Consider the following 15245-nt stretch of genomic DNA (forward strand, 5'->3'; position numbering starts at 1 on the left):
GATCATATGAATCTTGTTCGAAAATTAACGCCATCAGCCAAACAACTTGCTTTTCAAAAATGGGAATTTGGATTGTTTCTTCATTTCGGACTTCGCACCTTTTATGAAGGATATGTCGATTTTGATGAAAGGCAGATGGATCCGGCTACTTTCAATCCTGTTGACTTAGACTGTGAGCAGTGGATCCGGTCGGCCAAAGAAGCCGGAATGAACTATGCTGTGTTAACTGCGAAGCACCATGACGGCTTTTCCAATTGGCCTTCCGACTACAGTCGATTTAGTGTGGCGGCTTCTCAGTGGAAGGGTGGGCAAGGGGATGTCATACGCGAATTTGTTGATGCTTGCCGAAAATATGATATGAAACCAGGCTTGTACTATTCACCGTATGATGGTTCAGCTGACTTTTACACCCAAGATGCGAAGGCCTACGACGATTATTTCGTCAATCAAATCACAGAGTTGCTCACGCAATATGGCGACATCGATATTCTGTGGTTTGACGGTTGTGGCTCTGAGGCACACTCATATGATTGGGAACGTATTATTGATGAAATTCGCCGCTTGCAGCCTCATATTTTAATTTTTAATATGGGTGACCCCGACTTTCGGTGGGTTGGGAACGAGGATGGTATTGCACCTATTCCATGCTGGAATGAAGTGGACTCAACGGAGTTTTCAATTTTGACAGAAAAGAAAGAGCAATTGGTTGAACACCTATGGCTGCCAGCGGAATGTGACGTCCAAATAAGGGGAGATTGGTTTTATAGCGATAGCAATGAACTTACCCTGAAAAGTACGGAAGAACTTATGGGCATTTATTATCATTCCGTTGGCCGTGGTGCTAACCTGCTCCTGAATATTGGACCGGATCGCAACGGTCTGCTTCCACAGAAAGACGTAGAGAGACTGTTGGAATTCGGATCGGAAATTCGCCGTTTCGAACGTCCATTTGCAACAATCGAGCAATGCAGAAGAATTGAAAAATCGTGGGTTTACGAGACAGAGGTGCCCCAGTTGCTCGACCACGTTATCATCCAAGAGGATCTTACAGCTGGTGAAAATATACGAAGCTTCAAGATTGACATCATTACTCAAAAGTCAAGACGACCTGTGACCATTTATGAAGGGCAGCATATAGGTCATAAGGCAATTATTCGTATCCCTGCGATCAAAATTCGGGGTGTTATTGTTGAAATCATCGAAAGTGACCAAGAGGCAGTACTTCAGGAACTAAGCTTCCATCATGTTGGTGGCGGAACTCCAGATCCATTAAGCTAAATTAATATGAAAAAAAATAAGAAACAGTAACCAGAACGTGGTCGCTGTTTCTTATTTTTCATCCAAAGGAATTCAAATCTAAATAATTTGCCGCATCAAGACTTATGATGTTCGTTATCTTTAGCATTGAGTGAAGCAATCAGTTTCTCGCCTTCGACATCAAGGTTCGGCAGAATACGGTCCAGCCATTTCGGAAGCGCCCACGCTTTATTCCCGAAAATAGCCATGATGGCCGGGACCAATCCCATTCGAATAATGAAGGCATCGATCAAGATTCCTACAGCTAACGTAAATCCAATTTGTTTGATCATGACATCATCCGTGAAAATAAACCCTGCAAAAACAGAAACCATAATTACAGCGGCTCCAACTACGACACGACTCACTTGTTTGTACCCGTGAACGACGGATTCAGTCCCCCGATGACCATGAACATACGATTCCCGCATGGAGCTAACAAGGAAAACCTGATAATCCATTGCGAGTCCATAAAGGATACCCGTAACAATGATCGGCATAAAGCTTAGCAGCGGACCACCTGTATCGAAGCCGAAGAGAGAGTGGAGCCAGCCCCACTGAAACACAGCTGTCGTGATTCCGAACGTAGCAAGAATACTAAGAAGAAAGCCGATGGTTGCTTTGATTGGCACGATGATTGAACGAAATACCAAGAGTAGAATGATAAGGGACAACAGAATAATAATTCCTACATATATAGGGAATACCTCTGCCAGCTTGGTCGACATATCTATATTTACGGCAGTGAATCCGGTAACTCCAAGCTTAACGTCATACGTCTGTGCAATACTCGACTCAGAAGAACGTAAATCATTTACCAGGTTTTTGGTGGTTTTATCATTAGGGCCAGTTTCAGGAATCAGACTAAAAATAGCCATATCCTCAGTCATGCCTAAAGGTGAAACCTGCGCAACATTCTTTTGACTTTGAAGCTCTTTCACAAGATTACCTACGAGTTCGGGAGAGACCTGCGTTGAAGAATCCTTGGGCTCAGCGACCAGAATAAGTGGTCCGTTAAAGCCTTCTCCAAAGCCTTCGGAAATTGCTTCATAACTTTGTCTTGCAGCCGTGTCCAGATTCGCTGAAGCAGCTCCAGGAATGCCCATCTCCATTTTTGTAATCGGAATTGATGCGACACCAAGAAGTACGATGATGGCGACAATTGTGGCCCAACGATACTTGATAACGAATTTAACCCATCTGTCAGCTACGCCACGACCAGCCGCTTTGTTAGATTTTGCGCTTTTCTCACGAGCTTTAGGCGAACAGATACGCTCACCCACCAACCCGAGCAGCGCCGGTAAAAGGGTTAAGGCAACGAATACGTTGATGAGCACGGTTGCAGCAGCTACCAACGCCATTGTCGATAAGAACGTAAGACCGATTACTAGCATACCGCATAGAGCTACGATAACCGTCAAACCTGCAAAAAATACAGCACTGCCCGATGTACCAATAGCTCTGGCAGCAGCTTCTTGTGCACTCAAACGTTGATCAATAATCATCCGTCGTTGACGATTTACAATGAATAGAGCGTAATCGATTCCAACTGCTAGTCCAACCATAAGAGCCAAAACCGAAGTGACACTAGGCATTTCAATGAATTTCGAAATGGAGAATGCTCCGCCCACTCCGATGCCGACACCAAGAAGTGCAGTTACAAGAGGCAGTCCTGCCGCTACAACGGACCCAAGTGTGGCCAGCAAAACAACCGCGGCAATAACAAGTCCAACGATTTCGGCGGATCCTACACCGATGGATACGGTTTTTAGTGTTTCGCCTGGTAGGACAGTAATATTGGTTCCTTTCTCAACAGTCATGACGGAATCTATTACGGAGTCAAAAACATCCTGCGTGATAGCAGACTGCTCAATGGTAAACTGAAATTGGAACAAAGCGATTCTGCCGTCGGGAGAGAGAAGAACACCCGGCACAGGAACACCATCCACCATCAGAGGACCATAGGAGGGAGCAGCCACTGTTGCAGACTGCTCTGTATTGGAAGCCTGAGCCATCTCAGCAGTTGAGCCGCTGGCTTCAGCAGCATAATCTGCAGGGTTGATCACATCTTTTATCCCGTAAACATCATTAACACCCTTTGTGATTGCTGCCAATCGTTCTGGCGTATCTAGACGCTCGTTTGGAGGTGCTTCAAACACAACACTCCCTTGACCACCTGAGGCCGCAGGTAATTCTTTGGCTAACTGGTCCAGAACTTTTTGAGATTCTGTGCCTTCAATCTTCATTTCAGAACTGATATGCACACCATTCACACTGATCATCGAGACGACAATTCCTAAAATTAAAATCCATCCGAGTATAAAGTACCCCGGTTTGCGAAAAGCGGTTTTCCCCACTCTATATAATAATGTAGACATATCTTTGTTTTACACTCCCTCTATGGTGAATATGGATTGCTACTGTATTAGAATCCTTTGCGCAAATGACCAAACATGTTTTCTAAAAACTCATCGAACGATACAGCCCCTGTTCTTTGGTGGTCACTTATGTTTTGTCCTGGTAACAGCACATTAAGTCTTCCGTCAATTAATGGAAGAATGGTTCCGTAGGCCGCGTTAATAAGTAGATAAGTATATACCTCGTCATCATTCCCGTTTGATAAGTCTAATAATGTCTCTTGAGCAGTCGTCTGCATTTGGTGCACTACTCCAAGGAAATGCGGTTCGAGAATAGGATATTTTTGGGAAAGCAACAGGAGTTCACGCAATCTTCCTATAAGGTCTGCTGTAAGCTGCATCTGGATTAGTTGATACAAAATGTCAAGCAAGGAGGCATTTGGTGGAATTTTGGTGATCAAATTCTCGAACTCAGTTGTGTTATTAACTGAAGTAGCTCCAATGGCTACTGCTTCTTCCTTGCATGTGAAATAGTTTGCGAAAGTTCTTCTGGAATAACCGGCTTTTTGCACGATATCTTCGACAACAAAACCGTCCAACCCATGTTCAAGTGCTAGTTCAAATGCTGTAGTCGCTAGCGCTTTTTCAGTAGCTTCTTTTTTTAAATGTCGCAGGGTTTGCTTGGCCATCAGATGCGTACACCTCCACATGCATGCTTCTGGAGAAAATAACTCTCTCGATAGTAGATTGTTTTCATTTGGTATTCACTCAACTCCTTAGTATTTACTCGAAATTATCATAACTTTAATTTGCTCATTGTGCAAATTTACTCAAGAGGCAAATTTATGGATAAGAAGATTGAGAAATAATCATTCAATAAATTCCATAAGAAAAAGAGGGGGAAAGACAAAAAAAGACAAAGAGTGGAGGATACGATTCCTCTTCTTTGTCTCTAAATGAAATTTAACTAATTGTCCCCCACATAATGAAAAGAATGAATATGTGTTTTTGATAGTTCGATCACGTTCTTGATAAACATATCACGTGATTCACGAAAATCGCTTAATATCCAATTGTTCAATATTCCAAAAAAACCGTAAGCCGTATAGTACTTAAAATACTCCATGTTAACAGGGGAATCGTTGATCGTCTCGAAGATAAACTGCTCCTCATAGATTTTCAGGATTGTCTGAGGAAAACCTGTATGCAGACCAGGTAACGTATCATCATATCGAATCAGTTCGAAGAAGTCTCGGTTTTCATAGATATAATCGATGATTTGAAAGGATTCAAAATTAAGCTTGTTGGTGTAGACCTTTTGGCCATGCGAATATGGTTTGCCTACGGCGAGTCTCAAACCTTCGAGCTTCGTATTCAACAATTCTTCGGCGAGCACGAATTTATCTTGGTAGTGTAAGTAAAAAGTACTGCGATTATAACCTGCCTGATCAACGATGTCTTTGACAGAGATGGCATGATAGCCTTTTTTCTTAATGAGTTGGATCAGAGCGCTTTTAAGATGCTCTTCTGTTCGATTGCGCTGTTGAGATTTCATAATTTGTTCATCATTCATACATAAAAACTCCTATAAAAATAGACATTGTTTCACCAAGTGTCTATGTAGTAGACATATCATCGTATCTTAATGATTGGATTGTTACAATTTTAAGCATACAATTATGTTTGTAAACGTCATATAGCACATATGCAAATAGGTGCTATTCAAAATAGTATACTGGAGGATTTAATCATGGGCAAACTTCAAGACAAAGTGGCAATTATTACGGGAGGGGCATCCGGAATCGGCGCAGCGACAGCACGCTTATTCGTTTCAGAAGGAGCCAAAGTGGTTTTGGTGGACCTGAATGAAGAAAAAGGTAAGGCGTTTGAGCAAGAACTGAAAGCGCTTAAAGCTGATGCTCTGTTTATTAAAGCGAACATCACAAGTGAACAAGAGGTTGCTGAGATTTTCAAAAAAACCGTAGAGGTTTTCGGTAAAGTGGATATCGTATTTAACAATGCAGGAATCGGGCGTGTTCATCCTTCGCATGAGCTCGAATATGCTGAATGGCGCAATACGGTGAATGTAGATCTGGACGGCGTATTCTTGGTCGCGCGTGAAGCGATCCGAGAAATGCTCAAAATTGGCGGTGGGACTATCGTCAACACGGCTTCCATGTACGGATGGGTTGGTTCACCTGGTTCTGCAGCCTACAATGCAGCAAAAGGTGGCGTTGTGAATTTGACTCGTTCACTCGCGCTGGAGTATGCTGAGAAAAATATTAGGGTGAACGCACTTTGCCCAGGCTTCATCGATACACCGATTATTCCAGAAGAGAGCAAACAGGCTCTTTCTTCGGCAACACCAATGAAGCGGCTAGGTCAAGCAGATGAAATGGCCAAAGCCGTACTGTTCCTAGCTAGCGACGATTCATCCTATATGACAGGAAATAGTCTAATCGTGGATGGTGGATACACCGCCCAATAAGAGGAGTAAATTTGCCGAAAATGAATGGATGAACATAGTGAAAGCCGCAAATTGCGGCTTTTTTTCGTCCATATATTTGCAAAACTTGATACATATGCTATGTTTACAATGAAAGCGCCATCATGAGTAAACAGAGGGATCATTCTTTATCATATTTTAAAATGGGAAGGAAGATGATGATGATGATTTTGCTCAAAAAGAAAGGCGTATTAATGCTGGCATTGACTCTGCTTCTTGGATTGATGACAGTACCCGTTCATGCAGATTCACCACTTTTTACGATCGAAAGCGAAAACGCTTTACTTTCCTCCGATCTTCAAGTGACGACAGAAATTTACGGACAACCCAAGCCCGGATTTTCTGGAAGTGGATTTGTCTGGATGCAGAATTCCGGCACGATAACCTTCACTGTGACTGTCCCCGAAACAGGCATGTATGCAATTTCCACCCGATACATGCAGGAGCTAAGTGCTGACGGCAGACTTCAATATTTATCCGTTAATGGCGTTACCAAGGGCTCGTATATGCTGCCATACACAACAACATGGTCTGATTTCAATTTTGGTTATCAGAAGCTGAATCAAGGAAGTAACACGATTCAATTGAAGGCTGGTTGGGGCTTCGCTTATTTTGACACCTTCACTGTGGACTATGCCAATCTTGATCCCCTGGATGTTCAGCCTGTCCTTACTGATTCCCAAGCCACACCGGAAACACAACTTCTGATGAATTATTTAACGGAGGTTTATGGCAATCATATTATCTCAGGTCAACAGGAGATATACGGTGGTGGAAACGATGGCAATACGGAGTTGGAGTTTGATTGGATTCATAATTTAACCGGGAAGTATCCGGCTATCCGCGGATTTGATTTTATGAACTATAATCCGCTCTACGGATGGGAAGACGGCACAACCGATCGAATGATCGATTGGGTGAATAACAGGGATGGAATTGCGACAGCTTCCTGGCATATCAATGTGCCCCGAAATTTCACGACCTACCAGCTTGGGGATCATGTGGATTGGAAAGAGGCTACTTATAAACCAACAGAAACCAATTTTAATACAGCCAACGCCGTAATTCCTGGTACGAAAGAATATCAATACGTAATGAGTACGATTGATGATCTGGCGGAACAGCTGTTGATTCTGCAAGATAACAATGTGCCCGTTCTTTTCCGTCCTTATCATGAGGCGGAGGGCAACGGTGGGTTAAATGGAGAAGGCGCCTGGTTCTGGTGGGCTTCCGCAGGTGCAGATGTGTACAAACAACTGTGGGATATGCTCTACACTGAACTTACAGAGACATACGGTTTGCACAACTTGATTTGGACTTACAACAGCTACGTATATAACACTTCTCCTGCATGGTACCCTGGTGACGAGCAGGTAGATATTGTCGGTTATGATAAATACAATACGATCTACAACCGCACTGACGGGTTGTCCGGCGTACCGAATGAGGATGCCATTACCTCGATCTTCTATCAACTGGTTGATTTAACGGGCGGCAAGAAAATGGTGGCCATGACGGAGAACGATACCATCCCAAGTGTACAGAATCTGACAGAGGAAAAATCGGGATGGCTTTACTTCTGCCCATGGTATGGCGAACATCTTATGAGTTCAGCCTTTAATTATCCGGCAACTCTGAAAACGCTTTATCAAAGCGATTATGTCATTACACTGGATGAACTACCTAATTTGAAGGTTAACAATCCAACATCAAACGCGTCCCTCACACCTACAACCGTTGAATTTGACAAACACACGCCCAATCCAAGCGACAAAGCCATAACCGTGAACTTTAACGGTAATACGTTAACCGGTCTACGGATAGGTACCTCTGCATTGACTGCAAATCAGGATTATACGTTAAGCGGAAGTACGTTGCTGCTGAAAAAAGAATTCTTAGCCGGACTGCCGGTTGGCGAACATTCCATCGTTTTTGATTTTAATCAAGGGCAAGATCCTGTATTAAAAGTTAAAATTGTTGATTCAACACCAAGCACAAGCGCTGTGATTTCGCCCGTGAATGCAACATTTGATAAAGCAGCGAATCTAGCACAGGATGTTTCCTTGACTCTTACTTTAAACGGAAGACAGCTTACAAGCATAACGAATGGAAATTATACGCTTGTATCGGGCCAGGATTATACGGCATCAAGCAATGCCATCGTTCTGCGCAAATCCTACCTTTCCACGCTGCCGCTAAGCCAAAATACGATAACGTTTCATTTTAACGGAGGAAATAACGCTGTTCTTACAGTAAACGTAGTGGATAGCAGTATTTCTGTACCCTCTGGGAATTTGACGATCCAAGCCTTTAACGGCAATATAAGTGCGTCCACCAACGGAATCTCACCTAAATTCAAAGTGGTCAATACCGGTAATTCGGCGATTCAGTTAAGTGATGTAAAGCTCCGGTATTACTATACGATCGACGGGGAAGAAGCACAGAGTTTTTGGTCTGACTGGGCCAGTATCGGAAGTGCAAATGTAACCAGCAAATTCGTTAAATTGGCAACGCCAGTTGCCGGAGCGGATTATGTTTTGGAAGTTGGTTTTACGAGTTCTGCCGGAACGCTTAATGCCGGACAAAGCGCAGAAATTCAAGCACGGTTCTCCAAAAATAACTGGTCCAATTACAACCAGGCTAACGATTACTCGTTTAAGGCATCGAGTACTCAGTTCGCAAACAATGAACAGGTTACCGGCTATATCAACGGTCAACTGGTTTGGGGAATTGAGCCGTAAGCAGGCAAGCATAATAAAGGTTGGAGCAGGGATATCCCTACTCAGCCTTTTTGTGTTGGGATGGCTGAAAGCCGCGAGAAACGAATATAAAGAGGAGTATACGAAAGGAACATGTTATGATAGGGAGGATGCTAATTTTTCAGAAGGAGATCAAAATCAATGGTTGTAAAAAAGTGGTTAGGTGCTTTACTTTTTATTCTGGCGACCATCCTGTTTACAGGCTGCTCACTCGAAACGGTTTCATTAAATGGCTCATCTCAAGAGAATGCAACTCTAACGCAATTTGATGAAGTAGCCAAGTATATTTCGGAGCATAATGAACTCCCGGAAAATTATATAACCAAGAAAGAGGCCAGAGAATTAGGGTGGGAGCCTAGCAAAGGTAATTTGGAAAAAGTGGCTCCAGGCAAAAGCATTGGCGGTGACGTATTTCAAAATCGAGAAGGGCTGTTGCCCAAGAAAAAAGGAAGGACTTGGTACGAAGCAGATATTAACTATTCGGGAGGAACGCGGGGGAGTGATCGGATTTTGTACTCCAATGATGGATTAATCTATAGAACAACCGATCATTATCGTACGTTCGAGCAAATCGAATAGAGAAAGGGTGATCATATGAAGACAGTAGTCATCTATGGAAAGGACATTCATGGAAAAGAAGAATTACATGATGTCCTTCAGACCAGTCTTGAATTAGGTCAAACGTATGGGCGGAATTTGGACGCATTATGGGATTGCCTGACTGGATTTCTCCCTATGCCACTTACCATTCAGTGGATTGATTTTGAGGCAAGTCGGAAGTCTCTTGGAGAGTACGCAGATCAGTTGTTGGATCTGATGCATGAAGCTGAAGAAGAGCTGGAAGGATTTACATTGGACTTAAAAAATTAATTACTTGGTGCGAGGCAATAAGATGGACCCATCAAAAGTCGCTATTTTAGCGGCTTTTTTGTTTTGTTGGTACGAAATCTTGTCCCAAATGAGAAGATCAACACATGTCTGGATTTTTTATAAGCAGAAGACATAACGTTTTTTAAACGGATTGTGAATAGCATTTTCGTTCTTGGTATTTAGTTAACAGGTTTACAATAAAATAGATTCTAATTTGAAATATTTTATGAGCACATGATTAGCATTTAAATAGGATAAAGGAACCAAAGCGATAATTTTATCAGCTTCAGGTCGAATGTGTAGACAAAATGGCCCGTTTCGCTTAATCCTAGCATGACTTTTTCAAACAAACGTTAGTATTCTAAGATATAGACATTATCACGTTAACATTTGACAATGATAATCTTTATCAATTATTATTGTTTACAGGTAAATAATAATACGTTTGACGGCATTTTATTTATCTTAACTATTAATATGATTGAAGGGAGATTTTCGTATGTCAAAAAAAAATGCCCGTATTGCTATCATTGGTGGAGGTCCTTCCGGATTAACGCTTGCTCGAATTCTGCAGCAAAATGGAATGAAAGCTACTGTATATGAGCGTGAACCATCCTCCAACTCTCGTCAACAAGGTGGCACACTTGATATGCATCCTGAGTCAGGTCAATATGCATTGGAGGTAGCTGGACTGATAAAAGAATTCGAAGTGAATGCTCGTTATGAAGGCCAGGACTTACGGCTTCTGGATAAAACCGGAAAAGTCTATTGGGACGAGATCTCAGGTCCCGAAGATAACCATAGACCTGAGATAGATCGTGGCGTACTTCGCAAATTGTTATTGGATTCTATTGAACCAAACACAATAAAATGGGGCCATCACCTAAAAAGTATAAATTCACTAGACAACGGTCAGCTTGAGTTGCAATTTGAGAATGAGCATACAGAAGTTGCAGATCTTGTTGTTGGTGCTGACGGTGCCTTTTCAAAAGTTCGTGAGTTTCTCTCGGATGTGCAGCCGATCTATACGGGAATAAGCGCGGTTGAGATGGGGATATCAAATGTTGATGAAAATCATCCGGATTTAGCCGATTTCAACGGGAAAGGGAGTATGTTTGCATTCCAAGATCAAAAAGCGATTATGGCTCAGCTTAATGGTGATGGCCGCATCCGAGCTTATTTGGCTTTCAAGATTGAAAAAGAATGGTTGGATCATTGCGGTATTAACTTTGAACAACCAACAATGGCAAAAGAATCTCTGCTCCAATTATTATCCGATTGGAGTGATGACTTGAAAAATTATATTCGTTATGCTGATGGCGAGATGTTGCCTCGTAGAATCTATATGTTGCCAATCGACCACAGCTGGACGCATAAGGACGGGGTCACTCTCATAGGAGATTCTGCGCATTTAATGTCTCCATTTGCAGGAAAAGGAGCGAATATTGCCATGCTTGATGCAGCTGAGTTAGGCTTATCCCTTGCTAATCACAGCGATCTAAAAACGGCTTTAGAGCACTACGAGAAAAAAATGTTTGCATATAGCTCTAAAGCAACACTGGAGTCAGATATGAATCTTAAGCTCAGCTTCTCACATAATGCAGCGCATAAGTTTCTGGATATTATCCTTAGAGATTCGACAGGGAAACTTAGAGAGGTAAAAACAAGATCTTAATAATTATCTTGATCTAGATCAGCGCCAGCATTATTCTGCAGCAATTGGTAAATAATATAATTTAAAACCAAGGGAGAATAACTGGCATGCATCGTAAGCAAAATTTAAAAATGAAAAAAGTAGATTTATCACATTTAGAACAATATAGTCAACTGTTACGCTATGTATTTCAGGTTACTCATAATGATCTTCACAAACATGGCTGGAAAGAAAGCGAAATTCTCCATGAAAAATCACCAGTCTTACAACAAGCAGATGTACTTGGATGGTTCGATGGAGAAAAACTGATTTCTCAGGTATCCATATATCCATTTGAAGTTCGGATATTTAACGAAACATATGCTATGGGTGGCGTCACTGGTGTGGGGACTTTTCCGGAATATTCGGGTCAAGGCTTAATGAATAAACTGCTGCTGCAAGCTCTCACCAACATGCGTGAACAGAAACAATCCATTTCGTACTTGTATCCTTACTCCATACCGTATTATCGCCGTAAAGGATGGGAGATCATTTCTGATAAAATCGTGTTTGAGGTTCAAGACTTCCAATTACCCAAAAACAAACCTGTTTCTGGCGATGTGGCACGTGTAGAACCCGACAGCGAAGATGTGAAGGTGGCTTATGAACGCTTTTCAATGCAAACCCATGGAGCCATGCTGCGGAAAGAACTTGCGTGGAGTGAGTATTGGCGATGGGATTCAGATGATTTAACTGCAGCTGTCTATTATGGAGAAGACGGTCAACCGGATGGCTACATTTTATATTGGATTGAAGAAGAAGTGTTCCACGTCAAAGATATGATCTTCATTCATGAAGAGGCACGAAGTGGACTGTGGAATTTCATTAGTGCGCATTTTTCAATGATATCTAAAGTTGTAGGCAATATTCATACCGATGAACAGCTTGCCTTTTTGCTGGAAGATGCGGATATTAAAGAAACCATTTCGCCTTACTTTATGGCACGGATCGTGGACATTGAGCAATTTATCTCAAAATATCCGTTCAAACCCGCAGCGATGGATAGAGAGTGGACCTTTACTTTGCAAGATCCGTTGCTGTCATGGAATCAAGGAACATTTACTCTACAGATTGAACCGAATGGAAGCGGAAGAGTAATTCGGAGTCAAAATCGACGTAGTGAAGATAGCATAAGTATCCAAACCATGACGACCATGTTGTTAGGCTATAAGCGTCCTGAGTATTTGCATAAGATTGGCCGGATTAAATGTGATCCAGAAACGCTTGATTTGTTAGAAGATGCTATTGAGCAGCAGGCACCTTACTTTTCGGATTACTTTTAATATTCAAAGTAGTGATCAGCATTCCCTGATGAATGATGAATTGGCAATATCTCGTTCTCCGTCTGGAGACCTCTGTTTAAAATTAAAACAACCAGTATAGATGGTCATAGCCCCGTCAAGTAGACAATAAAAAAAGAGAAATTCCATTAAGCGGCGACTTTTTCCCTGAATTCAATCGGGGAGAGGTCGCCGAGTTTGTTTTGGAAACGTTCCTTGTTGTAAAACAAAATATACTCTGTAATTCGGTTCCTTGCTTGCTCCAGATTCTGAGGCTTCTCCAAATACAACTTCTCTGTCTTTAAGTGGGAGAAGAACGACTCAATACATGCATTGTCATAGCAGTTCCCACGCCGAGAATGGCTTCCTGTTAGCTTCTTCTCTTCAAGCAACTTGGCATAGCTCTGTGTTGTATACTGGAACCCCTGGTCGGAATGGAGCAAGGTAGGTCCACATTTTAGTTTCTTCACCGTGTCCATAACGAGTTTTAAGTCATTTCGCTCGGATAGTTCCCAAGCTACAATCTCGTTGTTGTATAGATCCATCACAACCGAGAGATAAGCAAAATCATGCCCAATCCGGACATACGTAATATCCGTCACGAGCTTCTGCAGAGGAGCTGCCGCCGAGAATTCTCTATTTAAGACATTACGGAAAAGAACGGACGGTTTCCGGCCAGCAAATGGACGTTTCTTACGAATCACGGAACGAATCTGGAGTTCTCTCATTAAGCGGCGTACCTTTTTGTGATTCACCACGAGGCCTTCCTTTCCTAACGCGGTTCGCATACGTTTGTAGCCAAAATAAGGACGAAGCCGGTGAATGCCTAAAATATGTGCTTTTAGATCCGCATCCCGATCTGCTCGTTTCTCTCTGAGGACGATATTCTTCTTCCATTTGTAGTAACCTGCACGAGAAATTTCAGCAATTTTACACAACCAAACCACAGGTGCCCACTTGCTTATTTCTCGAACGGACTGGCACCGGGTTTCGAAATCCAGCTTCCCTCTCCGTGCAAATTCGGATTGAGCTTTTTTAGATATTCTACCTGCGCTTTCAGATAAGCATTTTCTTCTTCTGCAGTGCTAAAATGTTTCTTCGTCCAACGTCCTCGATAATCCTCAAAACTCTCTCCATTATGGCTTTTCCGTACCCAAGTAATAATCTGGCTCTCACTCTTAATACCAAACTTCTCCATGATCCGACTGTATGTCCAACCTTCTTCCAATCGCAGACGAACAGCCTCTTTCTTCGTTTCTTCACTATATTGATTAAAGGTTTGGCCTTTTTTAGCTGGCATAGCAAAAATCCCCTCCGGTTTTCAGTGTTGAGTTCATTTTAACATGACCTCTTTTTTCACTGTCTACCTTGAGGGGATAATACCATAGATGTTATCCATACTGGTTGTTTTTTGATTTTCATTCCATGATGTCTCAATAAATCAGACTGGATATATACATAAATCGTAGCAAGATATGCGCTTGTTTAAGAAGATACGACCATCTCTGCGAGTGTATCCGACAACCTTTGTTTTGCTTTTTCCGATGCGGCAGTCAGCGGCAGACGCAGTTTTGCAGAAGCAATCAGCTGTTGCTGAGCCAGCCACCATTTGATCGAGGCTGGAGCAGGCTCTGCAAACACGTCACTAATCAGCGGTTGCAGCTGCTTAAAGCTGTCTCTTGATGCATTCACGTCACCAGATACAAAGCGTTGATACACGTCCACATACCGCTGGGTATGAATATTGGCAGAGGCCACCATCCCGCCTGCGGCACCTTGACATAGCATCGCATGGAAATACGCATCCTCGCCGCAAAGTACAGGCTTCGTCTCATATTGGGTTAGCGCCAGCAGCAGATCCAAACCGCCAGTGCTGTCCTTCAGGCCAATAACCCCATCCAGATCCATGACTTTTCTCATTGTATCCAAGGTCATGCGACTACCGGTTCGAGCCGGAATCTCATAGACTAGAATCGGCAATCCTGTCCGGGACGCGTTTGAAAAATGCTCTAGAATTCCTTCTTGCGTCGGTCTGTTGTAGTAAGGAGTGACCACCAGAGCAGCATCTGCTCCCAATTCAGCGGCCATTTCGGTCCGATGAACCGTCGAATAGGTGTCATTCGTTCCTGTTCCCACGACGAGGGGGATGGTTTTGTTCAGACTTATCAAAATCTCTTTCGTTACTTCCACCATCTGCTTTACTTCATCCCAGGAGACAGTCGGAGATTCTCCTGTCGTGCCGTTTACGACCAATCCCTGAATGTCGTGTTTGGCAAGATGGGTAACATATTTGCGATACGATTCAATGTCGAGTTTGTGGTCATCCGAAAAAGGGGCAATTACCGGTATATAAATTCCTTGAACATGTTGTTCGTTCATCATAATCAACTACCTCTTCCCGTTATATTGAAACTAATGTAACATAGGAACCAGCATCACAGTTACCTATAACAAATGATAGTTGTCATCAATATTTTCGATGAG

At 42.6% G+C, this 15245-nt stretch carries 12 protein-coding genes; 7 read left to right on the forward strand and 5 right to left on the reverse strand.

Annotated elements, in window-relative coordinates; genetic code table 11:
* The first annotated feature begins 6 nt into the window (after positions 1–6).
* Entirely contained in the window at positions 7–1278 is a 1272-nt protein-coding gene (locus gpAD87_RS07950; protein WP_064637329.1) for an alpha-L-fucosidase, read from the forward strand.
* Positions 1279–1373: 95 nt separating this feature from the next.
* Here the strand turns inward: gpAD87_RS07950 and gpAD87_RS07955 are convergent, their stop codons facing one another.
* The 3 genes from gpAD87_RS07955 to gpAD87_RS07965 all read right to left on the reverse strand — a co-directional run bounded on the left by gpAD87_RS07955 (position 1374) and on the right by gpAD87_RS07965 (position 5226).
* A complete protein-coding gene (locus gpAD87_RS07955; protein ID WP_064637331.1) occupies positions 1374–3674 on the reverse strand; it encodes an MMPL family transporter in 2301 nt (766 codons plus the stop codon).
* A gap of 47 nt (positions 3675–3721) precedes the next feature.
* Positions 3722–4342, reverse strand: coding sequence for a TetR/AcrR family transcriptional regulator (locus gpAD87_RS07960; RefSeq protein ID WP_064637333.1), 621 nt, complete (start codon positions 4340–4342; stop codon positions 3722–3724).
* A 278-nt stretch (positions 4343–4620) separates the two neighbouring features.
* Positions 4621–5226: a TetR/AcrR family transcriptional regulator gene (locus tag gpAD87_RS07965; protein ID WP_063562731.1), complete on the reverse strand. Its 606-nt coding sequence runs from the start codon at positions 5224–5226 to the stop codon at positions 4621–4623.
* Positions 5227–5403: 177 nt separating this feature from the next.
* On the opposite strand from gpAD87_RS07965, the gene gpAD87_RS07970 reads away from it, so the two are divergent.
* The 6 genes from gpAD87_RS07970 (at position 5404) to gpAD87_RS07995 (ending at position 12764) form a co-directional block, all read left to right on the forward strand.
* On the forward strand, positions 5404–6141 hold the full coding sequence (locus tag gpAD87_RS07970) for an SDR family NAD(P)-dependent oxidoreductase (protein WP_063562730.1): 738 nt from the start codon (positions 5404–5406) through the stop codon (positions 6139–6141).
* 179 nt (positions 6142–6320) lie between these two features.
* Positions 6321–8900 (forward strand): glycosyl hydrolase, encoded by a 2580-nt coding sequence (locus tag gpAD87_RS07975; RefSeq protein WP_064637335.1) that lies wholly within the window; start codon positions 6321–6323, stop codon positions 8898–8900.
* Between the two features lie 159 nt (positions 8901–9059).
* The gene (locus gpAD87_RS07980; RefSeq protein WP_064637338.1) at positions 9060–9497 is read left to right on the forward strand and encodes a ribonuclease; all 438 of its coding nucleotides are present in this window, start codon (positions 9060–9062) and stop codon (positions 9495–9497) included.
* 15 nt (positions 9498–9512) lie between these two features.
* Positions 9513–9788, forward strand: a complete 276-nt coding sequence (locus gpAD87_RS07985) for a barstar family protein (RefSeq protein ID WP_064637340.1) — start codon at positions 9513–9515, stop codon at positions 9786–9788.
* A 499-nt stretch (positions 9789–10287) separates the two neighbouring features.
* Positions 10288–11463: an FAD-dependent oxidoreductase gene (locus tag gpAD87_RS07990; RefSeq protein WP_064637342.1), complete on the forward strand. Its 1176-nt coding sequence runs from the start codon at positions 10288–10290 to the stop codon at positions 11461–11463.
* A gap of 86 nt (positions 11464–11549) precedes the next feature.
* Positions 11550–12764 (forward strand): GNAT family N-acetyltransferase, encoded by a 1215-nt coding sequence (locus tag gpAD87_RS07995; protein WP_064637344.1) that lies wholly within the window; start codon positions 11550–11552, stop codon positions 12762–12764.
* A gap of 146 nt (positions 12765–12910) precedes the next feature.
* Here gpAD87_RS07995 and gpAD87_RS08000 read toward each other — a convergent pair.
* A protein-coding gene (locus gpAD87_RS08000; protein ID WP_157258429.1) for an IS3 family transposase occupies positions 12911–14061 on the reverse strand; the annotation gives its coding sequence in 2 pieces (ribosomal slippage) (positions 12911–13800 and positions 13800–14061; 1152 coding nt in all).
* Between the two features lie 185 nt (positions 14062–14246).
* Entirely contained in the window at positions 14247–15143 is an 897-nt protein-coding gene (gene dapA, locus gpAD87_RS08010) for a 4-hydroxy-tetrahydrodipicolinate synthase (RefSeq protein ID WP_064637349.1), read from the reverse strand.
* Between the last annotated feature and the right edge of the window lie 102 nt (positions 15144–15245).

The organism is Paenibacillus sp. AD87 (assembly GCF_001659845.1).
GTDB classification, from domain to species: Bacteria; Bacillota; Bacilli; order Paenibacillales; family Paenibacillaceae; genus Paenibacillus; species Paenibacillus marchantiae.

Coding starts and splice junctions, on each gene's coding strand:
- gpAD87_RS07950 (WP_064637329.1), top strand. CDS start 7: ATGAATCTTGTTCGAAAATTAACGCCATCAGCCAAACAACTTGCTTTT.
- gpAD87_RS07955 (WP_064637331.1), bottom strand. CDS start 3,674: ATGTCTACATTATTATATAGAGTGGGGAAAACCGCTTTTCGCAAACCG.
- gpAD87_RS07960 (WP_064637333.1), bottom strand. CDS start 4,342: ATGGCCAAGCAAACCCTGCGACATTTAAAAAAAGAAGCTACTGAAAAA.
- gpAD87_RS07965 (WP_063562731.1), bottom strand. CDS start 5,226: ATGAATGATGAACAAATTATGAAATCTCAACAGCGCAATCGAACAGAA.
- gpAD87_RS07970 (WP_063562730.1), top strand. CDS start 5,404: ATGGGCAAACTTCAAGACAAAGTGGCAATTATTACGGGAGGGGCATCC.
- gpAD87_RS07975 (WP_064637335.1), top strand. CDS start 6,321: ATGATGATTTTGCTCAAAAAGAAAGGCGTATTAATGCTGGCATTGACT.
- gpAD87_RS07980 (WP_064637338.1), top strand. CDS start 9,060: ATGGTTGTAAAAAAGTGGTTAGGTGCTTTACTTTTTATTCTGGCGACC.
- gpAD87_RS07985 (WP_064637340.1), top strand. CDS start 9,513: ATGAAGACAGTAGTCATCTATGGAAAGGACATTCATGGAAAAGAAGAA.
- gpAD87_RS07990 (WP_064637342.1), top strand. CDS start 10,288: ATGTCAAAAAAAAATGCCCGTATTGCTATCATTGGTGGAGGTCCTTCC.
- gpAD87_RS07995 (WP_064637344.1), top strand. CDS start 11,550: ATGCATCGTAAGCAAAATTTAAAAATGAAAAAAGTAGATTTATCACAT.
- dapA (WP_064637349.1), bottom strand. CDS start 15,143: ATGATGAACGAACAACATGTTCAAGGAATTTATATACCGGTAATTGCC.